23 protein-coding genes and 1 pseudogene are annotated in these 24,610 nt (G+C 75.7%); 15 read left to right on the forward strand and 9 right to left on the reverse strand.

The window, feature by feature from the left end; genetic code table 11:
• Positions 1 to 3 precede the first annotated feature (3 nt).
• Together HNR61_RS21620 and HNR61_RS21625 are read right to left on the reverse strand one after the other, a co-directional pair.
• Positions 4 to 1,584, reverse strand: a complete 1,581-nt coding sequence (locus tag HNR61_RS21620) for an AMP-binding protein (RefSeq protein WP_182844982.1) — start codon at positions 1,582 to 1,584, stop codon at positions 4 to 6.
• A gap of 68 nt (positions 1,585 to 1,652) precedes the next feature.
• Positions 1,653 to 2,483, reverse strand: coding sequence for an NAD(P)H-binding protein (locus HNR61_RS21625; RefSeq protein ID WP_182844983.1), 831 nt, complete (start codon positions 2,481 to 2,483; stop codon positions 1,653 to 1,655).
• A gap of 120 nt (positions 2,484 to 2,603) precedes the next feature.
• Between HNR61_RS21625 and HNR61_RS21630 the strand changes: the two genes are divergently transcribed.
• On the forward strand, positions 2,604 to 3,185 hold the full coding sequence (locus HNR61_RS21630; RefSeq protein WP_182844984.1) for a hypothetical protein: 582 nt from the start codon (positions 2,604 to 2,606) through the stop codon (positions 3,183 to 3,185).
• Positions 3,186 to 3,426: 241 nt separating this feature from the next.
• On the opposite strand, the gene HNR61_RS21635 is transcribed toward HNR61_RS21630, so the two are convergent.
• The gene (locus HNR61_RS21635) at positions 3,427 to 3,876 is read right to left on the reverse strand and encodes a MarR family winged helix-turn-helix transcriptional regulator (RefSeq protein ID WP_182844985.1); all 450 of its coding nucleotides are present in this window, start codon (positions 3,874 to 3,876) and stop codon (positions 3,427 to 3,429) included.
• Positions 3,877 to 4,088: 212 nt separating this feature from the next.
• Here HNR61_RS21635 and HNR61_RS50485 point away from each other — a divergent pair.
• From HNR61_RS50485 to HNR61_RS21690, 11 genes and pseudogenes are all read left to right on the forward strand, one after another.
• A pseudogene (locus HNR61_RS50485) lies at positions 4,089 to 4,334 on the forward strand (MFS transporter); the annotation flags it as partial.
• 91 nt (positions 4,335 to 4,425) lie between these two features.
• On the forward strand, positions 4,426 to 5,541 hold the full coding sequence (locus HNR61_RS21645; protein ID WP_182844986.1) for an MFS transporter: 1,116 nt from the start codon (positions 4,426 to 4,428) through the stop codon (positions 5,539 to 5,541).
• Between the two features lie 73 nt (positions 5,542 to 5,614).
• Positions 5,615 to 6,223, forward strand: a complete 609-nt coding sequence (locus HNR61_RS21650) for a GNAT family N-acetyltransferase (RefSeq protein ID WP_182844987.1) — start codon at positions 5,615 to 5,617, stop codon at positions 6,221 to 6,223.
• Between the two features lie 54 nt (positions 6,224 to 6,277).
• Positions 6,278 to 6,889, forward strand: coding sequence for a helix-turn-helix domain-containing protein (locus tag HNR61_RS21655; RefSeq protein ID WP_182844988.1), 612 nt, complete (start codon positions 6,278 to 6,280; stop codon positions 6,887 to 6,889).
• 89 nt (positions 6,890 to 6,978) lie between these two features.
• Positions 6,979 to 8,145, forward strand: a complete 1,167-nt coding sequence (locus HNR61_RS21660) for an NAD(P)/FAD-dependent oxidoreductase (RefSeq protein WP_182845206.1) — start codon at positions 6,979 to 6,981, stop codon at positions 8,143 to 8,145.
• Positions 8,142 to 8,447 carry a (2Fe-2S)-binding protein gene (locus tag HNR61_RS21665; RefSeq protein WP_182844989.1) on the forward strand — a complete coding sequence of 102 codons (306 nt, stop codon included), beginning with the start codon at positions 8,142 to 8,144 and terminating at the stop codon, positions 8,445 to 8,447. The genes HNR61_RS21660 and HNR61_RS21665 overlap by 4 nt, the downstream gene beginning before the upstream one ends.
• Complete coding sequence (locus tag HNR61_RS21670) at positions 8,444 to 9,874, forward strand: FAD/NAD(P)-dependent oxidoreductase (protein WP_182844990.1); 1,431 nt, start codon at positions 8,444 to 8,446, stop codon at positions 9,872 to 9,874. The genes HNR61_RS21665 and HNR61_RS21670 overlap by 4 nt, the downstream gene beginning before the upstream one ends.
• Positions 9,871 to 10,800, forward strand: coding sequence for a dihydrodipicolinate synthase family protein (locus HNR61_RS21675; RefSeq protein WP_182844991.1), 930 nt, complete (start codon positions 9,871 to 9,873; stop codon positions 10,798 to 10,800). Before HNR61_RS21670 ends, HNR61_RS21675 begins: the two co-directional genes overlap by 4 nt.
• A complete protein-coding gene (locus HNR61_RS21680) occupies positions 10,797 to 11,798 on the forward strand; it encodes a proline racemase family protein (RefSeq protein WP_182844992.1) in 1,002 nt (333 codons plus the stop codon). The genes HNR61_RS21675 and HNR61_RS21680 overlap by 4 nt, the downstream gene beginning before the upstream one ends.
• Positions 11,799 to 12,058: 260 nt before the next feature.
• A complete protein-coding gene (locus HNR61_RS21685; protein ID WP_182844993.1) occupies positions 12,059 to 13,543 on the forward strand; it encodes an amino acid permease in 1,485 nt (494 codons plus the stop codon).
• Positions 13,540 to 14,928: an aldehyde dehydrogenase (NADP(+)) gene (locus HNR61_RS21690; RefSeq protein ID WP_182844994.1), complete on the forward strand. Its 1,389-nt coding sequence runs from the start codon at positions 13,540 to 13,542 to the stop codon at positions 14,926 to 14,928. Before HNR61_RS21685 ends, HNR61_RS21690 begins: the two co-directional genes overlap by 4 nt.
• A gap of 31 nt (positions 14,929 to 14,959) precedes the next feature.
• Here HNR61_RS21690 and HNR61_RS21695 read toward each other — a convergent pair whose 3' ends face one another.
• Genes HNR61_RS21695 through HNR61_RS21705 form a run of 3 tightly spaced genes read right to left on the reverse strand, consistent with a single transcriptional unit; the run spans position 14,960 to position 19,282 of the window.
• Positions 14,960 to 15,787, reverse strand: a complete 828-nt coding sequence (locus HNR61_RS21695) for an ABC transporter ATP-binding protein (RefSeq protein ID WP_182844995.1) — start codon at positions 15,785 to 15,787, stop codon at positions 14,960 to 14,962.
• A gap of 31 nt (positions 15,788 to 15,818) precedes the next feature.
• A complete protein-coding gene (locus HNR61_RS21700; RefSeq protein ID WP_182844996.1) occupies positions 15,819 to 17,618 on the reverse strand; it encodes an ABC transporter ATP-binding protein in 1,800 nt (599 codons plus the stop codon).
• Positions 17,615 to 19,282: an ABC transporter transmembrane domain-containing protein gene (locus HNR61_RS21705; protein WP_182844997.1), complete on the reverse strand. Its 1,668-nt coding sequence runs from the start codon at positions 19,280 to 19,282 to the stop codon at positions 17,615 to 17,617. Before HNR61_RS21705 ends, HNR61_RS21700 begins: the two co-directional genes overlap by 4 nt.
• A 146-nt stretch (positions 19,283 to 19,428) precedes the next feature.
• Here HNR61_RS21705 and HNR61_RS21710 point away from each other — a divergent pair, with 146 nt between their 5' ends.
• The gene (locus HNR61_RS21710; RefSeq protein WP_067816276.1) at positions 19,429 to 19,626 is read left to right on the forward strand and encodes a hypothetical protein; all 198 of its coding nucleotides are present in this window, start codon (positions 19,429 to 19,431) and stop codon (positions 19,624 to 19,626) included.
• Between the two features lie 91 nt (positions 19,627 to 19,717).
• Positions 19,718 to 20,089, forward strand: a complete 372-nt coding sequence (gene trxA, locus HNR61_RS21715; protein WP_182844998.1) for a thioredoxin — start codon at positions 19,718 to 19,720, stop codon at positions 20,087 to 20,089.
• A 79-nt stretch (positions 20,090 to 20,168) separates the two neighbouring features.
• Here trxA and HNR61_RS21720 read toward each other — a convergent pair whose 3' ends face one another.
• Together HNR61_RS21720 and HNR61_RS21725 are read right to left on the reverse strand one after the other, a co-directional pair.
• Positions 20,169 to 21,242 carry a FecCD family ABC transporter permease gene (locus HNR61_RS21720; RefSeq protein WP_182844999.1) on the reverse strand — a complete coding sequence of 358 codons (1,074 nt, stop codon included), beginning with the start codon at positions 21,240 to 21,242 and terminating at the stop codon, positions 20,169 to 20,171.
• A gap of 36 nt (positions 21,243 to 21,278) precedes the next feature.
• Positions 21,279 to 22,334: a FecCD family ABC transporter permease gene (locus HNR61_RS21725; protein ID WP_182845000.1), complete on the reverse strand. Its 1,056-nt coding sequence runs from the start codon at positions 22,332 to 22,334 to the stop codon at positions 21,279 to 21,281.
• Between the two features lie 100 nt (positions 22,335 to 22,434).
• On the opposite strand from HNR61_RS21725, the gene HNR61_RS21730 reads away from it, so the two are divergent.
• Positions 22,435 to 23,472 (forward strand): ABC transporter substrate-binding protein, encoded by a 1,038-nt coding sequence (locus HNR61_RS21730; protein WP_182845001.1) that lies wholly within the window; start codon positions 22,435 to 22,437, stop codon positions 23,470 to 23,472.
• Positions 23,473 to 23,490: 18 nt separating this feature from the next.
• Here the strand turns inward: HNR61_RS21730 and HNR61_RS21735 are convergent, their stop codons facing one another.
• Positions 23,491 to 24,519: a lactonase family protein gene (locus tag HNR61_RS21735; RefSeq protein ID WP_182845002.1), complete on the reverse strand. Its 1,029-nt coding sequence runs from the start codon at positions 24,517 to 24,519 to the stop codon at positions 23,491 to 23,493.
• Positions 24,520 to 24,610 lie beyond the last annotated feature (91 nt).

Below are 24,610 nucleotides of genomic sequence, written 5' to 3' on the forward strand. Positions count from 1 at the left end.
CGGTCAGTCGCGGGGCAGCTTGCGTTTGAGGACCTTGCCGGTCGGGTTGCGGGGCAGCTCCTCCAGGAACACCACGTCGCGCGGCACCTTGTAGCGGGCGAGGCGCGCGGCCACGTGCGCGCGCACCTCGTCGGCGGTCAGGTCGCCGACCACGAACGCCCGCAGCCGCGTCCCGAACTCCTCGTCCGGCACCCCGACGACCGCCGCCTCCCGGACGGCCGGGTGGGCCGACAGCAGCTCCTCGACCTCGCCGGGGTACATGTTCTCGCCCCCGGAGACGATCATGTCGTCGGCGCGGCCGTCCACGAACAGCCGTCCGGCCGCGTCCAGGTGCCCGAGGTCGCCGACCTCCATCATCCGTCCCACCTCGGTCCGGCCGCCCCCGCCGGTGTAGCCGCCGAACCGCGCCGGGGAGTCCACGAAGATCCGGCCCGGAACGCCCGCCGGGACGCGCCGCCCGTGCCCGTCCAGGACCGCCACGACCGTGCCGGCCGGCGGGCGGCCCACGCAGCCGGGCGCGACGGCCAGGTCGGCGGGCGTGGCGATCGTGACGCAGGACGCCTCGGTGGAGCCGTAGAAGTTGTAGAGCCTCGGCCCGAGCGCCGCCAGCGCCCGCCGCGCGAGCGGGGCCCCCAGCGGCGCGCCGCCGGTCAGCACCACCCGCAGCCCCGACAGGTCGGCCGCCGCCGTCCCGGGCAGGTCCAGCAGCCGTTTCAGCATCACCGGGACCGCGACGAACGTCGTGCAACGGTATCCCACCAGGTCGTCGAGGACGGCGGCGGCGTCGAACCGGCGGCGCAGCACCAGCGTGGAGCCGACGCCGAGCGCCAGCAGCGCCATCGTCAGCCCGAGCCCGTGGAACATCGGCGGCCCCACGAACACCGCCTCCCCGCCGCGCAGCGGGACCTTCGACAGGATCCCGCCGGGCAGCGCCACCGAGGGTCCCTGGTGGCGCGGCGCGCCCCTGGGCCGCCCGGACGTCCCGCTGGTCAGGATGACCATCGCGCCCTGCCGCGACGGCGCGGGCGGGGGAGCGGGGTCCCCCTCGGCGATGAGCGCGTCCAGGTCGCCGTCCCCCGCGTCGCGCCAGGCGGTGAACGCGCCGTCGGGCGGCTCCAGCCCCTCGGCGACGGCGGCGAACTCCTCGTCGTACACCAGCGCGGTCACGCCCTCGCGTTCCACCGCGTCGCGCAGCTGCGGGGCGGCGAAGTCGGTGTTGAGGAACAGCACCGACGCGCCGGTCTTGGCCCCGGCCGACATCGCCTCCAGCAGGCCCCGGTGGTTGCGGCACAGCACCCCGACCGTGGAGCCGACGCCGATCCCGCGCGCCCGCCAGGCGTTGGCGAGGGCGTTGCAGCGCCGCTCCAGCTCGCCGAACGTCAGCGCGCCGCGCTCGTCGACCAGCCCGGTCCGGTGCGGGAAGCGGCAGGCGGGCAGCGTCGTCGCCGCGCCCAGCGGGCCGTACCCGCGCAGCGCCCGCAGCGTCGCGGCCAGCGCCGCCGGGGACGTCGGCCCGAGCATCCCGGCGCGCAGCGCGGCGCGCAGGCCGTTCAGTTCGGCGACGATCCGGGGAAGGGAGACCATGCCCCGGATCGTAGGGAACAGCGCTACAAACAGACAAGAGTTGTAGCGCTGTTCCTCCGATGCCGGGGTCAGGCCGCCGGGCGGAACGCGTCGGCGTTGTCGGCCGCCCACTCCGCGAACGTCAGCGCCGGACGTCCCAGCACCTCCGGCACCGTCGGCACGACCGTGTAGCCGATCTCGGGGGTGTCGCCGAGCGCGCCCACCAGGAACTCGATCAGCTCGGCGGCCATCCCGTCGGCCGCCCACCTGTCCCGCGCCTCCTGCTCGGTCAGCTCGACGAACGCGATGTCGCGCCCGACCGCCCCGGCCAGGATCCGCACCTTCTCCGCCGTCGTGATCGCCGCGGGTCCGGTCAGCACCAGCTCCCGGCCCGCGTACCCGCCCTCGGCCAGCACGGTCGCGGCGACCGCGCCGATGTCGGCCTCGTGGACCATCGCGCTGAGCCGACCGCCGAACGGCTCGCGCACCACGCCCTCGGCCCGCACGCCGTCGGCCCACCACAGCAGCGTGTTGCCCATGAACTCGACCGGGGCGAGCATCGTCCACTCCAGGTCGCTCGCGGTCAGGGCCTTCTCCAGCGCCCCCTCGTCGCGCCCGCCGAGCAGGGTCACCCGCCGCACGCCCTTGCGGACCATCAGGTCCACCAGCCCCGGGCCGTTCTCGAGGGCCCCGTACCCGTCGCCCGCGAAGTTGATCAGGTGGACCCCCGTGACGCCGTCGAACGCGGCCTCCAGGGACCCGGTGTCGGCCAGGTCGCCGCCGACGACCTCGACGCCCGCGGGCAGGTCCGCCTTCTCCGGGGTGCGGCTGAGCGCGCGCACGTCCCGTCCGAGCCGCAGCAGTTCCGCCACCACGTGCCGACCGACCGTGCCCGTCGCACCCGTCACCAGGAAGGTCATACCGCAACTCCTTTGTCAGAGCGGAACGTTCTGTTCCTATAATAGCAGAACGGAATGCTTCATTCCACATGAGGGGGGCTACCGTTGTCGCGGTCACCGGAGGAAGGAGGCGGGAGGCGGATGGGCGACCGGGCGAGAACGCTCACCGAACGGCTGGAGGCCGCCCGGTGGGGCGGCGAACCGCTGCCGTCGTGGCCGCTGCTGTTCCTGGAGCACCTGCGCGTCGGCGCGTTGTGGGCGCGCCACCTGGGGCTGCGGGCCACGGTCTTCGACATCCCCGGCGAGGTCGCGCCCGGGATCGAGGCCGACCCCGCCCTCGTCCGGCGGGTCGACGAGACGCTGGCGGACGCGTACGCCAGCCACTACGACCGCCGTTCGGCGCGGTGGGCCCTGGCCATGGCGGCCGTCCGGGACGAGGGCGCGGCGCTGCCGGACCTGCCCGACCCCTACGAACCGTTGATCATGCTGTTCGAGCGGGGCGGCTCGTTCGCCCGGGACTGCGCGGGCGTCCTGTGGGAGGTCGGGTTCGTCGGCGTCCCGTGCCGCAGGTACCTGGACGGCGAGGGCGTCACCGAGCCGGTCGCCCCTCTGGACCACGCCCTGCTGGACGGGTACGACCTGGACCGCGCCGCCCGGGACGCCCGCTGGCCCGGCGGGCAGAAGGCGGTGCTGGAGGCTCTCGACGCGCTGCGACGCCGCTAGATCGTGTTTCGAAGCCCTGGCCTACGCGGTGCTCGCCCGGGGCTCGCGTCTCACCAGGTCTGGTCACGCGCTCGCGTGCGTGGCCCAGGCCCCCTTTGAAGCAGGCCCTAGGACGTCCCCGATGGATTCTCGGGGGTGCCGCTCGCCGTCGGCGCGGCTGCCCCGCGCCTTGTCCCGCCGGGGCTCCGCCGCCACGACGGCCTGAAGGAACGCCCTTCCCGCCGGGGGCCGCGGCCCCGCCTCACTGGTCGGTGAGCACCTTGATGGCGCGGTCGAGAAGCTCGTGGAGTCGTTCGAGCTCGTCGGGCGAGTAGGCGTCGGCCAGGCGCCGTTCGACCGCCACCGCCGCCTCGTCGGCCCGGGCCAGCAGCTCCTGCCCGGCCGGGGTCAGGCGGGTGATCAGGACCTGGGAGTGGTCGGGGGAGGGGCGGCGTTCGACGAGGCCGCGCGCCTCCAGGGTCTTCAGGACCGTCGTCATGCTCTGCGGGGTCACCGCGCAGTAGCGGGCCAGCCGCGCGCCGGAGATCCCGGGCGTGATCGAGAGCGCGTACATCGCCACGTACTGCGGCACGGTCAGCTCGAACGGCCGCAGCACCTGGGTCTTCTTCGCGATCAGCGCCTGCTCGGCGCGTTTGACGCTGGTGCCGGGCCGCCAGGCGATCGCCTCGTCGATCCTCTCGTCCGTCGCCATCCGGTCTCCCGCCGTCTTCACCATCAGGATCCTGATGTGTCACAGCACACTACCAGTTTCGGGTTGACGATCGGGATGAGCTGAGATCAAACTCTGATGCCCATCAGAACATTGATGGTCATCAGAGTTGGAGTGCACCTGTGAACCCTTCGCCTTCCGTGCGACGCCGGGCCGTGCTGCCCGTCGTCTGCGGAGCCCTGCTGCTCGTCCCGGTGACCGCCACCGGCGCGGCCGAGGCGCTGACCGACATCGGCGCGAACCTGCATGCCGGGCCCACCGCCGTGCAGTGGGTGGTGAACGCCTTCTTCCTCACCTTCGCCGCGTTCATGGCGAGCACCGGGGCGCTGGCCGACCGGGTCGGGCGGCGCCGCATGTTCGCCGGGGGAGTGGCGGTGTTCACCGCCGCGATGCTGGTCGCCGCGCTCGCCCGCGACGTCACGGTGCTGGTCGCCGCGCGTGCCCTGGCGGGCGCCGGGGCCGCCGCCGTGTCGACCGGCGACAGCGCGCTGATCGCCCACCCGGAGGGGCCCGCGGACCAGGGCGTTCGCGGTGTTCGGCACCGTGCTGGGGCTCGGCCTGGCCTTCGGGCCGGTGATCGCCGGGACGCTGGTCGGCGCGTGGGGCTGGCGGGCGTTCTTCGCCGCCGCCGCCGTGGTCCTGCTGCCGGCCCTGGCGGCGGCACCGCTGCTGGAGGAGTCGCGGCGGCCCGCCGACGCCCCGATGGACTGGGGAGGGGCAGCCGCGTTCACCCTCGGCCTGTCCGGTTTCGCCTTCGGTGTCGTCGAGGGACCCGCACTTGGCTGGACCCATCCGGCCGTGCTCGGGGCGTTCGCCGCCTGCGCCGTCCTGCTGGGCGTGTTCGCGGTGGCCGAACGCCGTCACCCCGCCCCGCTGGTCGACCTGTCGCTGCTGCTGCGGCCCCGGTTCGCGGCGATCTGCTCGATGCCGTTCCTGCTGGCGTTCGGGTTCGTCGCGCTCACCATCGTGCTGCCGCCCTACCTCATGGCCACCCTCGGGATGTCGCCGGGACGGGCGGGACTGACCCTGCTGCTGCTCACCGGCCCGACCCTGGTCATGCCGCCGCTCACCAGCGCGGCGGTCGCCCGCGGCGCCACCCAGCGGACCCTGCTGGTGGCGACCCTGCTGCTGGTCGCCGCGGGCACCGCGCTGCTCGCCCTGGTCCCCGGCGGCGCCGGCCCCGGCGCGCTCGCCGCGCTCGCCGCGCCGCTGCTGCTCATCGGCACCGGCTTCGGCGTCTCCCTCGCCGTCCTGGACGGGGCGGCGCTGTCGGCCGTCCCCACCGACCGGGCGGGCATGGCCGCCGGGCTGTTCAACACCGCCCGCATCACCGGTGAGGTCGTCGCGCTCTCCCTGCTGGGCGCGTCGCCGTTCACGCTGACCCGCGCCCGGCTGGCCGAGCGCTACGGCGACGACACCGCCGCCCGCGCCGCCTCCGACCTGCTCCGGGGCGACATGGCCGGAGCCGCGCGCGGCGTCGGCCCGGGGTTCGCCGACACGGGGTTCGCCGACACCGCGACCGCCGCCTACGCCGGGGCGCTGCACACCTCGCTGTGGCTGCTGTCGGCCCTGTCCCTGATCGGAGCCGTCGTCGTGGCCCGGCTGCCGGCCGATCGCGGACCGGTCCCCCGTCCCGTCACCTCCTGACCGTCGTCGAACGCAGGGGGAGCGGAGACCGCCATGCCCACCGCGACCGCGCCGGGCGAATAGCATGATCACGATGAGTGACGAGAACATCGGGACCGCTGCCGTCCGCACCGCCACGCCCGACGACCTGGACGGGATCGCCGACGTCCTGGCCGACGCCTTCGCCGGCTACGCCTACACCCGCTGGGTCATCCCCGCCGACGACCACGAGCGGCGGCTGCGCGCGTTGCAGCGGTACTTCGCCGAACGGGTCGCGCTGCCCTACGGCGGCGTCTGGGTGGTGGGGGAGGGGGCGCCGGAGGCCGTGTCGCTGTGGACGCGGCCGGACAGCGAGATTCCTGCCGAGCTGTTCACCGCCCCCGAGGTGCTGGAGCTGTACGGCGACCGGGCCGCGCGGGGCATGGCGTTCGAGGAGGCCATGGGCCCGCACCGGCCCGCCGGGCCGTGCTGGTTCCTGGCCTCGATCGGGGTGCGCCGCGACCGGCGGGGCGCCGGGCTCGGGGCCGCGGTGCTGCTGCCCGGCCTGGAGGCCGCCGACCGCGACGGCCACGACGTCTACCTGGAGACCTCCGACGAGCGCAACGTCCGCTTCTACCGCCGCTTCGGCTTCGCGGTGACCGCCGAGACCGACCTGCCCGACGGCGGCCCGCGGAGCTGGGGAATGCTGCGGCGGGCCGGCTGAGGCCCCGCGCCTATACTCGTTCGGTAAAGCGAACGGTGAGGGAAAGGGACGGGTGTGAACGCTCCAGGCGAGTCGGTGCGGGAGACGCTGGCGGCCAACCTCCGGCGCGTCCGGGGCGAACGGGACCTGTCGCTGTCGGAGCTGGCCCGCCGCTCCGGCATCGGCAAGGCCACGCTGTCGCAGCTGGAGGCCGGGTCGGGCAACCCGACCATCGAGACGGTCTTCAGCCTGTCGCGGGTGCTGGCCGTCCCCATCTCCGACCTGCTGGACCCGCCGCGCGCCTCCGGCCTGACCGTGGTGCGCGGCGCGGACGTCGAGGTGCTGCGCGGCCAGGGCGTGGACCTGCGCCCGCTGCGCGGCATCGAGTCCGGCGAGGCGATCTTCGAGGTGTACGACCAGCGGGTCAGGGCCGACTCGCGGCAGGACTCGCTCGGCCATGTCGGCACCGAGCACACCATCGTGCAGGCCGGGCGGCTCGGCGTTCGGGTCGACGGACGGGAGGTCGAGCTCGACCCCGGCGACTACGTCGGGTTCGACGCGCTGCTGCCGCACTCCTACACCGCCCTCGACGGCCCCGTCCGCTCGGTGCTCCTCCTCCAGTACCGCGCTGACCAGCAACTTCACTCGGCGCCCACGGGGTTGCCCTGCCTGCCGGAAAAAGAGTGACCCGGTGCGCCCGGGGGCGTTGACACTGGTCGGCCGCGAGGCATAGCCTCCGAAGCGTTCGGTTTACCGAACGTTCATCGGAGGTGAGCATGCGGGTCGTGGTGCTGGGCGCCGGGATCGTCGGCGCGGCCTGCGCGCGCGAGCTGGCGCGGGCCGGGCTGGCGGTGACCGTCCTGGACCGCGGCGGCCCGGCGGCGGCGACCACCGCGCACGGCGAGGGCAACGTGCTGGTGTCCGACAAGGGCCCCGGCCCCGAACTGGAGCTGGCCCGGATGTCGCGGCGCCTGTGGGAGGAGGCCCTCGCCGAGGCCGGCGGACGACCGGACGCCGACCGGGTCGAGTGGGACCCCAAGGGCGGCATCGTCGTCGCCACCACCGACGCCGGGGCCCGCGGCCTGGCGGAGTTCGCGGCCGGGCAGCGCGCGGCGGGCGTCACCGTCGAGACCCTGGACGCCCCCGGCCTCGCCGCCGCCGAACCCCAGGTGACCCGCGACTTCGCGCTCGCCGTCCACTACCCCGGGGACGCCCAGGTGCAGCCGGTGGGCGCGGCGGCGTTCCTGCTGGGCGACGCGCTGCGCGCCGGGGCCGGGCTGCGCACCGGCGTGGAGGTCCTCGGCGCGGTCACGCGCGGCGGCCGGATCACCGCCGTCCGCACCTCCGCCGGGACCGTCGAGGGCGACGTGTTCGTCAACGCGGCCGGCCCCTGGTCCGGCGCCGTCGCCGCACGCCTCGGCGCGCCGGTCGACGTGCGGCCCCGGCGCGGCGAGGTGCTGGTCACCACCCCGCAGCCGCCCACCGTCTTCCACAAGGTCTACGACGCCGACTACGTGGGCGCGGTCGGCAGCGGCGCGGAGGAGCTCCAGGCGTCGGCGGTGGTGGAGTCCACCCGCGCCGGGACGATCCTGCTGGGCTCCTCCCGCCGCCGCGTCGGCTTCGACGACCGGATCCGCCCCGAGGTGCTGTCGGTGATCGCGGGCAAGGCGCTGCGGCTGTTCCCCTGCCTGGCCGGGGTCCCGGTGATGCGCGCCTACGGCGGCTTCCGCCCCTATGTCCCCGACCACCTGCCGGTCATCGGCCCCGACCCGCGCCTGCCCGGCCTGTGGCACGCCACCGGCCACGAGGGCGCCGGGATCGGCCTGTCGGTCGGCACCGGACGCGTGCTGGGCGACCTGCTGCTGGGCCGCGAGCCGGAGATCGACGCGGGGCCGTTCCGGGTGGACCGGCCCGCCGTGCTGTTCGAAGGAGACGACCAGTGAGCCCCAGACTCGTCCGGGCCGACCGCGACGCGGTCCGCCGCCGCGACACGCCCCTGAGCATCACCGTCGACGGTGACGCGCTGCCCGGCGTCGCGGGCCAGACCATCGCGGGCGTGCTGCTGGCCAACGGCCGCCGCGCCTGGCGCGCCGGGCCGTCGGGCGCGCCGCGCGGGGTGTTCTGCGGCATCGGCGTGTGCTTCGACTGCCTGGTCACCGTCAACGGCGAACCCGACGTGCGGGCCTGCCGCCGCCGCGCCGCCGACGGTGACGAGGTCGCCACCCAGTCGCGGGAGGCCCGGTGAGCCGCGACGTCGCCATCGTCGGCGCGGGCCCCGCCGGGCTGGCCGCCGCCGCTGCCGCCCTGCGCGCCGGGGCCCGCGTCACCCTGCTCGACGCGGCCGAGTCCCCCGGCGGGCAGTACCACCGGATGCTGCCGGAGGCGTTCGCCGCCGAGCGCCCGGACCGGCTGCACCACGGCTGGGCCGCGTTCGACCGCGCCCGCCGCCACGTGCTGGGACACCCGCGCTGCGCCTGGCTGGCCGAGACGTCGGTGTGGTCGCTGGAACGCCGCGACCCCGGCGACGCGCGGCCCCCGCGCGTCCACCTGGTGCACGGCCCCGACGGCGCCGGACGCGACCGGTCCGTCCTCGACCCGGACGCCCTCGTGCTGGCCACCGGCGCGCACGACCGCGTCCTGCCGTTCCCCGGCTGGGACCTGCCCGGCGTGTTCACCGCCGGGGCCGCCCAGGCCCTGGCCAAGGGCGAACGCCTCGCCGTCGGCGACGAGGTGCTGGTCGCCGGGTCCGGGCCGTTCCTGCTGCCGGTCGCCGCGTCCCTGCTGGAGGCCGGGTCCCGCGTGCGGGGGGTGCTGGAGGCCAACCCCGCCGCCACCGTCCTGCGCGGCTGGGGCGCCCGCCCCCGCGAGCTGGCGTCCCAGCCCGGCAAGGCCGCCGAGCTGGCCGAGTACGCCGCGCTGCTGGCGCGCCACCGCGTCCCCTACCGCACGGGCCGCGCCGTCATCGCCGCGCGCGGCGACGGGCGCGTGGAGGAGGCCGTCACCGCCCGGCTGCGCGCCGACTGGTCGGTGGTCCCCGGCACCGAACGCGCCGTCCCCGTCGACGCCGTGTGCGTCACCCACGGCTTCAGCCCCCAGCTCGAACTGCCGCTCGCCGCCGGATGCGCGCTGCGCGACGGGCCGGAGGACGGCACGGCGTTCGTGGACGTCGACGACGACCAGCGCACCACCGCCCCCGGCGTCCACGCCGCCGGTGAGATCACCGGCGTGGCCGGAGCGCCCGCCGCCCGCGCCGAGGGGCTGCTGGCGGGCTGGCTCGCCGGGGGAGGGGCCCCCGACGCGCCCGCGCTGCGCGCCGTGCGCCGCCGCCGCGACCAGGGCCGCGCGTTCGCGCGCCGCCTCGCCGCCGCCCATCCGGTCGGCGACGGCTGGAAGGGCTGGCTGACCCCGGGGACCGTGGTCTGCCGCTGCGAGGAGACCACCTACGGCGCGCTGTGCCGCGCCGCGGACGACCCGGCCGGCGGCTCCGACCGCGCCGTCAGGCTCGGCACCCGCGCGGGCCTCGGCCCCTGCCAGGCCCGGATCTGCGGGCCCGCCGTGGCCGCGCTGCTCGGCGGCCGGGTCACCCGGACCGCCACCCCGCACCACCGACCCGTCGCCCAGCCGATCCGGCTCGGCGAACTGGCACGACCCCCCAAGGAGGGCACCCCGTGAGCAAGGAGAAGGTCACCGGCCTCGGCGGCGTCATCGTCGCGACCGCGCTTCCCTACAGGGAGGACGCGTCCGCGCCCGCCGGGCTGGCCGTGGACTACGACCGCTACGCCGAGCACTGCCGCTGGCTGGTCGACAACGGCTGCCGCGGCGTCGGCCCCAACGGCTCCCTCGGCGAGTACTCCTCGCTCACCGACGAGGAGCGCCGCCGCGTCGCCCGCACCGCCGTGGAGACCGTCGGCGACGACGGCGTGGTGGTGGTCGGCGTCCACGGCCCCGGCTCCCACCAGGCGAGGCACTGGGCCGAGGTCGCCGCCGAGGACGGCGCGGACGGCGTGCTGTGCCTGCCGCCGACCATGTACCGCGCCAGCCCCGGCGAGGTCGTCGCGCACTTCGAGGCCGTCGCCTCGGTCGGCCTGCCGGTCATGGTCTACAACAACCCGATCGACACCAAGGTCGACCTGACCCCCGGGCTGCTCGCCGAGATCGCGCAGATCGACAACGTGGTGGCCGTCAAGGAGTTCTCCGGCGACGTGCGCCGCGTCCTGGAGATCCGCGAGAAGGCCCCCGGCGTCGAGGTGGTCGCCGGGGCCGACGACGTCACCCTGGAGGCGCTGCTGATGGGCGCCACCGGATGGTTCGCCGGGTTCCCCAACGTGTTCCCCGCCGAGTCCGTCGAGCTGTACGAGCTGGCGCTGGCGGGGAGGGTCGCCGAGGCCCGCGAGCTGTACGAGCCGCTGGTCGCCGCGTTCCGCTGGGACTCGCGCACCGAGTTCGTGCAGGCCATCAAGCTCGGCATGGAGATGGTCGGCCGGTACGGCGGCCCGTGCCGCCCGCCGCGCGGCCCGCTGGTCGACGAGCACCGCGCGGGCGTCACCGCCGACATGGAACGCGCCATCGCCGCCCTCCGGAAGAGGGGCGGCGCATGAGGTCGGTCCGGACCATCAGCGCCGTCGACTCCCACACCGAGGGGATGCCGACGCGCGTGGTGACCGGCGGCGTCCCGGTGATCCCCGGCGACACCATGGCCGAACGCCGCCGCCACGCGATCGAGCACCTGGACGGCCTGCGCCGCTTCCTGGTGGACGAGCCGCGCGGGCACCCGGCGATGAGCGGCGCGATCCTCCAGCCGCCCACCCGGCCCGACGCCGACTGGGGCGTGCTCTACATCGAGGTGAGCGGGTTCCTGCCGATGTGCGGGCACGGCACCATCGGGGTCGCGACCGTGCTGGTGGAGACCGGCATGGTCGAGGTCACCGAACCCGAGACCGTCGTGCGCCTCGACGCGCCCGCCGGGCTGGTGGAGGCCCGCGTCCGGGTCCGCGACGGCCGCGCCGAGCAGGTCACCCTGCGCAACGTCCCGTCGTTCGCGCTGGACCGGGACGCCCGGGTCGAGGTGCCGGGCCTCGGCGAGGTCCGCTACGACATGGCCTACGGCGGCAACTTCTACGCCATCGTGGACATCGAGAGCGTCGGCCTGCCGTTCGACCGCGCCCGCAAGGACGACATCCTGCGCGCCGGGCTCGGCATCATGGCCGCGATCAACGAGCGGAACCGCCCGTGCCACCCCGCCGACCCGCTGATCGGCGGCTGCAAGCACGTGCAGTTCCTCGCGCCCGGCTCGGACGCCGAGCACTCGCGCAACGCCATGGCGATCCATCCCGGGTGGTTCGACCGGTCGCCCTGCGGCACCGGCACCTCCGCCCGCATGGCCCAGCTCCACGCGCGCGGCGAACTGGCCCTGGACACCGAGTTCGTCAACGAGTCGTTCATCGGCACCCGCTTCACCGGCCGCCTGGTCGGCACCACCGAGGTCGGCGGCGTGCCCGCCGTCGTCCCGGAGTTCTCCGGCCGCGCCTGGATCACCGGCACCGCCAACTACCTGCTCGACCCGAGCGACCCGTTCCCCGAGGGCTTCGTCCTCTGACACCCGCCCTCTGACGGCCGCGCCTCCACGGTCCCGGCCCACGGCGCCCGCCTGGCGGCCCGCGCCGTGACCGTGCCCGGGCGAGTGCGGCATCGCCTCGCGATCCGCCCGGGGCCACCGGAGAACAGATCGCCACGCCCCGAACGGGCAACCGGCGGCCCCCGGGCCGCCGTTCACCGCGCGTCCGCCGACTCCGGGCGCGCGGTCACCCCCATCGCATCCCCCGCACCCATCCGGGAGGGACCCCCATGTCCCGAGTCATGCCAGAAACCGGTTCCGGCCCGGCCCCCGCCGGGCGGACCGGACCCTTCACCAGGACGGGCGTGTTCCGCCTCAAGCCCGTCGACTCCTCCGAGGAGGAGACCGAGGGCGGCCTCAGGCGCACCATGGGCCTGTGGCAACTGGTCGCCCTCAGCCTGGGCGGCCTGGTCGGCGCGGGCGTGTTCTCGCTGGCCGGGGTCGTCGCCCACGAGGACGCCGGACCCGGCGTGATGGTCTCGTTCCTGATCGCGATCATCGCCAGCTCCGCCGCCGCCCTGTGCTACGCCGAGTTCGCCGGGATGATCCCGAAGGCCGGCTCCGCCTACACCTACTCCTACGCCACCCTCGGCGAGCTCGTCGGCTGGGCGATCGGCTGGGACCTGCTGCTGGAGTACACCGCGATCGTCGCGGTCGTCGCCATCGCCATCTCCGGCTACCTGTCCTACCTGTGCGAGCAGATCGGCCTCGACCTGCCGACCTGGGCGCTGGGCGCGCCCGGCACCGGGGCGGGCCACAAGGTGGACCTGTTCGCGGCGCTGCTGTGCCTGCTGCTGGCGTTCGTGCTGTCGCGCGGCACCCGCGAGTCGGCCCGCTTCGAGACGATCCTGGTGGTGGTCAAGCTCGCCATCGTCGCGCTGGTGCTGGTCGTCGGCGCCTTCCACATCTCCGGCGGCAACTACACGCCGTTCCTGCCGTTCGGCATCAGCGGTGCGGTCGCCGGGGCCGCCACCACGTTCTTCGCGGTGTACGGCTACGACGCGATGAGCGCCGCCGCCGAGGAGAGCGCCGAGGCCAAGAAGGTGCTGCCCAGGGCGATCGTCATCTCGCTCGGCATCGCCGCCGTCATCTACCTGCTGGTCTGCCTGGTGATGCTGGGCATGCAGAGCTACCGGGACATCGACACCAGGAGCCCGTTCTCCAGCGCCATGTCCTCGGTCGGCCTGGCCTGGGTCGGGACGATCATCGCGGTCGGCGCGGTGCTCGGCATCGCCAGCTCCGCCCTGGCCAACATGCTGGCGGTCACCCGCGTCTGGTTCTCGATGAGCCGCGACGGGCTGCTGCCCGCCTACTTCGCGCGCAACCACCCCACGCGGGCCGTGCCGACCCGCGTGATCTGGATCGTCGGCGTCGGCTCGGCCGTCATCGCCGGGCTGCTGCCGATCCGCGAGGCCGCCGACCTGACCAACATCGGCATCCTGTCGGCGTTCATCGTGGTGGCGCTCGCCGTCATCGTGATGCGCCGCACCCGCCCCGACCTGCCGCGCGGCTTCCGCACCCCGTGGGTGCCGGTCGTCCCGCTGGTCGGCGTCGCGTTCTCGGTCTGGCTGATCGCCAACCTCGACTGGGTCACCTGGGCCCGCTTCGCGGGCTGGATGGTCCTTGGCATGATCGTGTACGCGTTCTACGGTTACCGGCACTCGGCGGAGAACCGCCGCGCCGCCGACCCGACCCCGCCCGCGACCCCCGAAGGGAGCAGCACATGACCCCGGACCAGGCGGTCACCGCCGCCGCGTCCGCCGCCGCCGGCTGGGCGGGCACCCCGCCCGCCGCGCGCGCCGAGGCCCTGGAGGCCGTCGCCGCCGCGCTGGAGGCGGCCCGCGCCGAGCTCGTCGCGCTGGCCGCCGCCGAGTCGCACCTCCCCGACGCGCGGCTGAACGGCGAGCTGACCCGCACCACCTTCCAGCTCGGGCTGTTCGCCGAGCTGGTCCGCGAGGGCGCCCTGCACGACGCCCGCATCGACCGGCCCGACCCCGGCTGGCCCACCGGCCCCCGTCCCGACCTGCGCCGCTACCGCGCGCCGATCGGCCCGGTGCTGGTGTTCGCCGCCAGCAACTTCCCGTTCGCGTTCAGCGTCGCCGGCGGCGACACCGCCGCGGCGCTGGCGGCGGGCTGCCCCGTCGTGGTCAAGGCCCACCCCGGCCACCCCCGGCTGTCGCGCCGCACCGCCGAGATCGTCGCCAAGGCGCTGCCCGAGGGCGTGTTCGGCCTGGTCGAGGGGGAGGCCGAGGGCGTCGAGGCGCTGCGGCACCCGGCGCTGGCCGCCGCCGCGTTCACCGGCTCCGAACGCGGCGGGCTGGCCCTGGCGAGGATCGCCGCCGAACGCCCGGTGCCGATCCCGTTCTACGGCGAACTCGGCAGCGTCAACCCGGTCGTGGTCACCCCGCGCGCCGCCGCCGCCCGCGGCCGGGAGATCGCCGAGGGGTACGTCGGGTCCCTCACCCTGGGGGCGGGCCAGTTCTGCACCAACCCCGGCCTGCTGTTCGCGCCCGCGTCGCTGGTGGAGCACCTCACGCCGCTGGTGGCCGGGGCCCCGGCCGCGCCGATGCTCAACGAGCGCATCGCCGCCGGGTTCGTCGACACCGCCGCCGCCTTGGCCGAACGCCCCGGCGTGCGCCGCGTGGTGTGGCCGGAGGACGTCCTGCGGCCCCGCCTGCTGACGATGGAGCTGGCGGCGTTCCGGGCCGACGAGGGCGCGGCGCGGGAGTGCTTCGGGCCGCTCGGGCTCGTGGTGACCTACGACGACCTGGCCGACGTCGCGGACGCCGTCGCCGCGCTGCCCGGCCAGCTCACCGCGTCGCTGCACGCCGAGCCCGACGAGGCCGCCGACCTGGCGGCCCTGGCGGCGACGCTGGTCGACCGCAGCGGCCGGGTGCTGTGGAACCAGTGGCCCACCGGCGTGTCGGTCACCTCCGCCATGCAGCACGGCGGGCCGTTCCCGGCGACCACCGCGCCGCTCACCACCTCGGTGGGCACGGCCGCCGTCGAGCGGTTCCTGCGCCCGGTGGCGTTCCAGAACTGGCCGCCGGAGCTGCTGCCGGAGCCGCTGCGCGACGACAACCCCTGGAACGTCCCGCAGCGGACCGGCTGAGCCGCCGGCCGGGGAGGAGGGGCGCCCCCGCTCAGGCGGGGGCGCCCGGCGCCCGGTGGTGGCGGCCGATCGGGATGACCAGCGGCGTGCCGCTGACCGGATCCGGCACGATCTCGCACTCCAGGCCGAACACGTCGGCGACCAGCGCCGCCGTGACGACCTCGCGGGGCGCCCCCCGCGCCACGACCCTGCCGGCCTTCATCGCGACGATGTGGTCGGCGTACCGGCACGCCTGGTTCAGGTCGTGCAGCACCATCAGGACGGTGCGGCCCTCGTCGCGGTTCAGGTCGACGACCAGGTCCAGCACGTCGACCTGGTGGGCGAGGTCGAGGTAGGTCGTCGGCTCGTCCAGCAGCAGGACCGGCGTCTCCTGCGCGACGGCCATCGCGATCCAGGCGCGCTGCCGCTGCCCGCCCGACAGCTCGTCCACCGCCCGGCCGGCTAGGTCGGTCATCCCGGTGCACTCCAGGGCGCGGGCGACGGCGCGCTCGTCGTCGGCCGACCACTGGCGCCACCACGTCTGGTGCGGCGACCGGCCCTGGCCCACCAGCTCCCCGACGGTCAGGCCCTCCGGCGCGACGGGCGACTGGGGCAGGATGCCCAGCCGCCGCGCCAGCGCCCGCGTCGGGATCGACGACAGCGCGCGCCCGTCCAGCAGCACCCGCCCCGCCCGGGGCGACAGCAGCCGCGCCAGCGCCCGCAGCAGGGTGGACTTGCCGCAGGCGTTGGCCCCGACGATGACGGTGACCTTCCCGGGCGGGACGGTCAGGTCCAGGTCGTCCACGACGACGCGGCCGTCGTAGGCCAGCCGGAGCCCGGCGGCGCTCAGCTCCGGGACGTTCTGCTCGGTCACGGTCATGGATCAGCCTTCCCGACGGGGCCGGACGGGGTCAGGGAGCGGTGCGGGAGCCGGACCAGGCGGCCCACAGCTCGGCGTAGCGGCCGCCCGCGTCGCGGAGCTCGGCGTGGGTGCCGCTCTCCACGACGCGCCCGCCGTCCATGACCAGCACGCGGTCGGCGGCGGCGGCCTGGGTGAGGCGGTGCGCGACGATCAGCGCGGTGCGGCCCTCCACGGCCGCGGCGGCGGACCGCTCCAGCGCGCGGGCGCCGGTGCTGCCCGCCTCCGCCGTCGCCTCGTCCAGCACCGCGACCGGCGGGTCGGCCAGCACCAGCCGGGCCAGCGCGAGCTGCTGGGCCTGCGCCCCGGTGAGGCGGTGGCCGCCCTCGCCGACGACGGTGTCCAGGCCCTCGGGCAGGGTCTCGGCCCAGCCGAGCGCGCCGACCCGGTCCAGCGCCCGGCGCAGGTCGGTGTCGGAGGCGTCCGGGCGGGCCAGCCTCAGGTCGTCGGCGAGCGGCCCGGCGAACACGTGGACCTCCTGGGTGACCAGCGCGACGGCGCGGCGGGTCGCGTCCGGGCCCAGCTCGTCCAGGGCGACGCCGCCGAGCCGCACGGTGCCCCCCGCCGGCGGGTGGACGCCCGCGACGATCCGGGCCAGCGTCGTCTTGCCCGCGCCGCTGGCGCCGACGAGCGCGACGCGCTCCCCGGCCCGCAGGTCCAGGTCCACGCCGTGCAGCACGGGGCGGTCCGGCAGGTAGGCGTGCTCGACGCCCTTGGCCGACACCGTCGCCTCGGCCGGGGCCGGGCGGCCGGTGGCCTCGGCGGCGGGACGGTCGGCGACCCCGACGAGGCGGGCCAGGCCCGCGGCGGCGGCCTGCGCGTCGTCCAGCAGCACCAGCACGGTGTTCATCGGGGCGAACAGGTTGTGGAAGTACAGCGCGGCGGCGGTCGCGGTGCCGACCGACACCGACCCGCCCCGCACCAGCCAGAACCCGGCGGCCAGCACGGCGGCCAGCCCGGCGAACTCGGCCACGTGCAGCCGGTTGTAGAACCGCAGCACCAGGTGGACGCCCCGCAGGGTCCAGTCCACGACCGACCCGGAGGAACGCGCGACGCGTTCGGTGTGGTCGTCCTCCAGCCGGAACGCGCGCACGGTCGCGCCCCCGCCGATGCTGTCGAGCAGGCGCTGCTGCTGCCTGCCCGTCTCGATCCGCTGCCGCGCGTACAGCGACGTCGCGCGCCGCACGTACCAGCGGGCCGTGGCGACCTGGACGGGCAGCGCCACCAGCGCCGCCGGCAGGAACCGCCAGTCCAGCAGCGCCAGCGCGGCCAGCGTCAGGACGATCGCCAGGCCGGAGCGGACCAGCTCGGGCAGCGCCCGCCGGACCGCCTCGGCGACCAGCGAGACGTCGCCGGTGACGCGCGCGGTCAGGTCGCCGGTGCCCGCCCGCTCGACCTCCGCCAGCGGGAGGGACAGCGCGCGTTCGACGAACCGCTCGCGCAGGCGGGCCAGGACGGTCTCGCCGAGCCGCGACACCAGCGACAGCCCGGCCGCCGTGGCGAGGCCCTGGACGACCGCGACGGCCACCAGCAGCACCGCCACGGGCGTGACGGCCGAGGCGGGCCGGTGGTCGGCCACGATGTCGACGACGCGGCCGAGCGCGGGGGCGGTCAGCAGCCCGACGCCGGTCGCGGCGGCGAGCACGGTGAAGCCGGCGGCGGCCAGCCCCCGGTGCGGGCGGACCAGCTCGCCGAGCACGGCGCGCACGCGCGCGCCGGAGGCGGTGGGGAGCAGGGCGTCGGGAGCCCCGGGGGACTCGGGGGACTCGGGGGACTCGGGGGAGGGGGTCATGCCAGCACCGCCGTCCGGTAGTCGTCGTGCCGGTCGACCAGCTCGGCGTGCGGCGCGGTGTCGGCGGCCCGGCCGCCGGTCAGCAGCACCACGCGGTCGGTGACGGCCAGCAGCGCCGGGCTCGTGGTCACCACGATCGTCGTGCGGCCGGTGCGCAGGGCGCGGATCCCGTCGGCGATCCGCGCCTCGGTGACGGCGTCGACGGCGGTCGTCGGGTCGTGCAGCACCAGCACGGGTGCGTCGGCGGCCAGCGCGCGGGCCAGCGCGACCCGCTGCCGCTGCCCGCCCGACAGGGACCGGCCGCCCTCGCCGACCGGGGCGGCGGCGTCCACGTCGTCGGCTCCGGCGGCGGCCAGGGCCGCGCGCGCGTCGAGGCGGGCGGCGGCGGAGACGTTGTCCAGCGGGGTGCCGTCGAACAGGTCGGCGTCGTGCGGGGCCACCAGGATCTCCCGCCGCACGTCGCCGGGGTCGAGCGAGGCCAGCCGGACGCCGTCCAGCTCCACCGCGCCGTCGTCGGGATCGCGCTCGCGGCCCAGGCAGCGCAGCAGCGCGACGGCGTCGGCGGGGTCGGCGGCGACCACCCCGACCAGCTCGCCGGGCCGCGCCTCCAGGTCGAGGCCGCGCAGCGTGCGGCAGGTCACGCCGGTCAGCCGGACGTGCCCGCGCACCGGGCGCGCCGGTTCGGCGTCGCCGGGCGGGACGGCGGCGGGGGAGGCCAGCACCTCGGCGATCCGGGCGGCCGAGGCCCGCGCCTGCGCGAACTCGGTGTTCACCCACGCCAGCACCTGGAGCGGTCCGAGCAGCAGCAGCGCCAGGCCGACGGCGGTGACCAGGTCGCCCAGGGAGATGTCGCCGGCCGCCGCGAGCCGCCCGCCGATCAGCGCGACGATCGCGATGAAGGTCCCGGTGAGGGCGAGCACGGTGCCGTTCTGCCAGGCCTCGGCCCGCGCCGCGCGGACCGTGGCGGTCAGCGACTCGCCGCTGATGCGCCGGTAGCGCCGGACGGCGGCCGACTCGGCGCCGATGCCCTTGAGCACCCGCAGCCCGCCGATCAGGTCGGCGGCGACGGCCGAGGCGTGGGCGGCGCGCTCCTGCTCGGCGTGGCTGCGGCGCTCCAGGGGCTTGCTCAGCAGGTGCCCGGCCGCCAGCAGCGCGGGGGTGCCGAGCAGCACCAGCAGGCCGAGCGGGAGCGACACCCGCAGCAGCACCACGGCCGCCACCACGATCGCCACCAGCGCCGCGACCCCGGCGAAGACCGCCACGTTGACCGCGCCGACGCGCCGGGCGTCCTCGGTGGCGATGGTGGCCAGGGCGCCGGGCAGCCGCCCGTCGGCGGCGCCGCCGCGCGGGTCCAGGACCCGCCGCACCAGCGCGGTCCGCAGGCCGTGGGCGGCGCGGGCCCCGGCCCGCTCCCCGGCTCCGGCGCCGAGCCGGAAGCCCCACGACAGGCCGAGGTAGACGACGGCGAGGACGGCCAGCCACAGCAGCAGCGCGCCGCCGTCGCCGCGCCCGATCGCCCGGTCCACCGCCAGGCCGATCAGGACGGGGACCAGCGTCTCGCCGATCTGGTGCCCGGAGGCGAGGACGGAGCTGACCGTCACGTCCCGCCACTGTCCCCGGACGGCGCCCCACAGCACCCGCCGCCCTGTCAGCGCCTCGTCCACGTCCCCCCACTTCGATGATCAGCAACTTAGGTAAGCCTTATCAAACCAGGAGAGCCACGAAGCGGGCAAAACATGATCTGGGCGCCGTTTTCTGTCCCGTTTTGCGGGGACAGGTCCGACACCGCCGTTGGAAGAGAGGTCATGTCATGAGGATCGGATCGCTCGTACTCATCGTCTGGCTGGTGATCGGCGCCATCGCGGGCGGGCAGCGCGGCTACTACACGGGCGAGGTCGAGAACTGCAGCAAGGTCGGGACGATCCTGGTGACGATCATCGCGGGGCCGCTCAACTACATCGGCCTCAACCCCAAGATCTCCTGCGACGCGCCGGAACCCAGCAAGTGATCGGGCGGAATGCGGACGGCCCTCCTCCGGTTGTACGGGGCGCCGGTGGCCGACCGCGCACCCGGCCCGCCCGAGGATCCAGGAGGAGAGCATGGCCACGATCGAGCTGACCAAGGAGACCTTCACCGAGACGGTGGAGTCCCACGACATGGTCCTGATCGACTTCTGGGCGTCGTGGTGCGGGCCGTGCCGCCAGTTCGCGCCGGTCTACGAGAAGGTCTCCGAGCGCCACGAGGACGTCGTGTTCGCCAAGGTGGACACCGAGGCCGAGCAGGAGCTGGCCGAGGCGTTCCAGATCACCTCGATCCCGACGCTGGCCATCATCCGCGACAACGTGATGGTCTTCTCCCAGCCGGGCGCGCTGCCCGAGCACGTCCTGGAGGACCTGGTCGCCCAGGCCCGCGCCCTGGACATGGAGGAGATCCGCAAGGACATCGCCGCCCAGGAGGGGCAGGGGTCCTGACGGTCCCGGCCCGGCCCCGGCCCGCCGCACGATCCTCCGGCCCCGCCCGCGCCGAGGCGAATTCAAGGGGCCGCCGCGTTCACCCGCCCGAGCCCGACCGGTTGGCGCGCGCCAGCTGCCACAGCAGGAACGGCGCGCCGAGCACCCCGGTCACCACGCCGACGGGCAGCATCAGCGAGCCGAACGCCCGCTGGGCGACCAGGTCGGAGACCAGCACCAGCGACGCCCCGGTGAGCGCGGCGGCCGCCACCGGCGGGGCGGCGGCGCGGGTCAGCCGCTGGGCGATCTGCGGCGAGGCCAGCGCGACGAACAGCACCGGACCGGCCGCGGCGGTCGCGAACGCCGCCAGCGCCGTCCCGCACAGCAGCAGCGCCAGCCGGGTGCGCTGGACCGGCGTGCCGAGCCCGGCGGCGACCTCGTCGCCCAGCATCAGCGTCCGGCGCAGGCGGCCGAGCAGCAGCAGCACCGGCAGCAGCGCCGCCAGCGCCAGCGCCGTCGGCCGGGCGTGCTCCCAGCCCCGGTCGTTGAGGTTGCCGACCAGCCAGCCCAGCACCTTCTGCGCCTGGTACAGCTCGGCCCGGCTGAGCAGGTGGTAGGTGAGGCTGAGGCCCATCCAGCTCACCCCGACGCCCACCAGCACGATCCGGTACCCGGTCGTGCCCCGGTTCCACGCCAGCGCGTACACCAGGACCCCGGCCGTCAGCGCCCCCGCCAGCCCGAGGGCCTGCGTGCCGAGCCCGGCGCCGGTGCCCAGCACCATCCCGGCGGCCACCGCCGCGCCCGCGCCCTGGGTGATGCCGAGCATGTCGGGGCTGGCCAGGGGGTTGCGCGTCACCGACTGGAAGACCGCGCCCGCCGCGCCGAACGCCGCGCCCGCCGCGAGGGCGACCGACGCCCTCGGCAGCCGCAGCTCGCGCACCACGAACAGCGAGGCGGTGTCGCCGCCGCCCCACAGCGCGGGCACCACCTGCGTGAGCGGCACCGTGTAACCGCCGCTGCCGAACGCGACCGTCCCGCAGAACACCAGGAACGTCACGGCCGCCAGCGCCAGCCCCACCAGCGCCGTCCGCACGTGCACCGTGCCGGAGACGGCGGGCCGGTCCAGCCGGAAGGCCACCTTCCGGGTCGCGTCCATCGTCTTCGTCGTCCCCATCGTCTCCGTCGCCCTCGTCGTCTTCGCGCGCATCGCCTACAGCCCCGCCATCCGCCGCCGCCGGACCAGGGCGATGAAGAAGGGGCCGCCGAGGAACGCGGCGACCAGGCTCACGTCGATCTCCTGCGGCCGCGCGACCACCCGGCCGAGGATGTCGGCCGCCAGCAGCACGCCGGGCGCGACCAGCATCGACCCCGGCAGCAGCCAGCGGTGGCCGGGGCCGATGAGGGACCGCAGCAGGTGCGGCACCACCAGCCCGACGAACACGATCGGCCCGGTGACGGCGACGGACGCGCCGGTCAGCAGCGTGACCGCCAGCGCCGCGCGCATCCGCACCGCGCCCAGCCGCCGGCCCAGCGACGTCGCGACGTCGTCGCCGAGGGCGATGCTGTCGAGCGCGGGCGCGATGCTGAGCGCCAGCAGCGCCCCGGCCGCCAGGAAGGGCGCCACCCGCGCCAGCGTGGCCCCGTCGTGCCCGGTCAGCGAGCCGGCCGACCAGTACCGGTAGCGGTCCAGCGCCTCGGGGTCGGTCAGGGCGATCCCGCTGGTCAGCGAGTCCAGCAGCGCCGTCACCGCGACCCCGGCCAGGGCCAGCTTCACCGGCGAGGCCCCGCCCCGGCCCCGGCTGCCCAGCAGGTACACCGCGACCGCGGCGGCGAGCGCGCCGCCGAAGGCGAACCAGATCGACCCGAGCAGCCCGGTCAGCCCGAGCAGCCCGGCGGCGACCACGGTGCCGAACGCCGCGCCCGCGCTGACGCCGAGCAGCCCCGGGTCGGCCAGCGGGTTGCGGGTGAGCCCCTGCATGACCGCGCCCGCCAGCCCCAGCGCCGCGCCGGTCAGCACGGCGACGAGGGTGCGCATCGCGCGGGTGCCGCGCACGATCGCCTCGGTCTCGGCGTCCACCGCCGGATGCGCCGGGTCCCACAGCGCGCGCACGACCGCGTCGAGGGGGATCGAGCGGCTGCCGACGGCCAGCGACACCAGGCAGAGCAAGACGAGGACCGCGGCGGCCACGGACAGCACCAGGGTCCGCCGGGCCGTGCGGCCCGTCCCGGCGGCGACCGCCGGGGGAGGGGCGGTGGAGAGCGTCACGAAGATCCGATCTAAGGGGGAGGTCCGGCTCCGGTGTTGATCTTAGGTAAGCCTCACCTTAGTATCACCAGGCCGGCCGGCCCCACCCGAAGAGGACACGATGCCTTATCTCCGCAAGACCCGCGCGGGCGCGCGGCGTACCCGGCGCCTGACCGCGGCGCTCGCCGCCCTGACGCTGGGACTGTCCCTGGCCGCCTGCGGATCGGGCGCCAAGGACGACGGCCCCGCCCCCGCCGGTCCGAACGCGGCGGGCGGCTCCTTCCCCGTCACCGTGGAGCACTCCTTCGGCACCACCGAGATCCGGAAGCGGCCGGAACGGATCGTCACGATCGGCCTCAGCGACCACGAGCCCGTGCTGGCGCTCGGGTACCGGCCGGTCGGCGTGGTCGACTGGTTCCAGCGCAAGCCGTTCACCGACTGGCCGTGGACCCAGGCCGCCTGGGCCGGCGCCGAGCCGACCGTGCTCGGCCTGCGCGAGGACGGCGTCGACTTCGAGAAGCTCGTCTCCCTCAAGCCCGACCTGATCTTCGCGATGTACGCGGGCGTCACCAAGGAGAACTACGACAGGCTCTCCAAGCTCGCCCCCGTGGTCGCCCAGCCCAAGGGCTTCGACCCCTACGCCGCGCCGTGGCAGGAGTACACCCGGCTCGCCGGGAAGGCCCTGGCGCAGGACGCCAAGGCCAAGGAGCTGATCGACGGCATGCAGGCCCGGTTCGCCAAGGTCCGCCAGGACAACCCGCAGTGGCGCGGCAAGACGGCCGTGGCCGCCGACAGCTTCAAGGCCGGCACCTACTCGGCGTTCCAGAAGGGCGACCCCAAGTCGGCGTTCCTGGCCGAGCTCGGCTTCACCGTCCCCGAGAACATCACCAGGGCGGCGGGCAAGTCCAACGTCGCCGAGTTCGGCTCCGAGGGGCTGAACATGCTGGAGGTCGACCGCCTGGTGTGGCTGACCACCGGCAAGGAGCCCCACGAGCGCATCAGGAACGACAGGGTCTACAAGGAGCTGAAGGTCGCCAGGGAGGGCCGCGACCTGTTCCTGACCTACCAGGACCCGCCGATCGGCGCGGCGCTGTCGTTCAACACCGTGCTGAGCATCCCCTACGCCATCGACCAGATGACGCCGCTGCTCAAGAAGTAGCGCGCGGAGGGCGGGCGCTCAGGAGGCGGGCAGCAGGCACACGGGGGCGGGCACCGCGACGGTCCCGCCCACCGGCGCCGGAACGCCGGTCTCCTCGTCCAGCCGGAACGTGCGCACGTCGCCCGCGTGCTGGTGCGCCACGTGCAGCCACGGGCCGTCCAGCACGAAGTCGCGCGGCCAGGACGCCCCGGTCGGCACGTCGGCGACCGGCTCCAGGCGCGCCCCGCCGTCCAGCACCCGGTGCGTGGTGACGACGTCGGCGCCCCGGGTGGAGGTGTAGACGAAGCGGCCGTCGCCGCCCAGCCGGATCGCCGCGCACAGCGATCCGGGGCCGGGGTCGCCCGCGGTCGCGGGCGACTCGGCGGTCACCTTCAGGTCGGCGTACGAGTCGCCCGGCGTCAGCACCAGGACGCGCGGCTCCAGCTCGGTCAGCAGGTACACCTGGCCGCCGGGACGCACGACCAGGTGGCGCGGGCCGTACCCGGCCGGGACCGGGATCTCGGCGACGGGCTCCAGGCCGCCGGGCGTGCGGCGGAAGGCCCGCACCAGGTCCGCGCCCAGGTCGACGCTCAGCACCGTGCCGTCCGGGGCCCACGCGACGGCGTGCGCGTGCGGGCCCTCCTGGCGGTCGGCGCGCGGGCCGCCGCCGCTCCCCTGGAAGAGCGCCGGGTCGCCGGTGAACGCGCCCGCGGCGTCCAGGCGCTGCGCGGCGACCGTCCCGGCGGTGTAGCTGGCCACCAGCAGCGTCGCGCCGTCCGGCGAGACGGCCAGGTGGCAGGGATCGGCCGGAACCGGGCGCGACCCCAGCGGCCGCAGCCGCGCGCCGTCCTCGACGGCGAACGCCGTGACCGAACCCTCGGCGTCCTCGCCGACCGCGTACAGCACCTCCAGGCGCGGGTGCCGGGCCAGGTAGGACGGGCTCGTCGCGCGCGCCGCGAGCACCGGGTCGCGCAGCGCGCCGTCCGGGCCGCGCCGCACCAGGTAGACGCCCTCGCCCGGTCCCATCGCGCCGGTGTAGGTCCCGACCCAGAAGCGCCGCTCGTCCATCCCCGCCCTCGCCTCCGCCGTTCCCGTGGTCCCCGGCCACTGTACGCGCACCGATGATCTTCGGGGACCGGTGATCGGCGTCGCGTTCGAC

The organism is Actinomadura kijaniata, assembly GCF_014138665.1.
GTDB classification, from domain to species: Bacteria; Actinomycetota; Actinomycetes; order Streptosporangiales; family Streptosporangiaceae; genus Spirillospora; species Spirillospora kijaniata.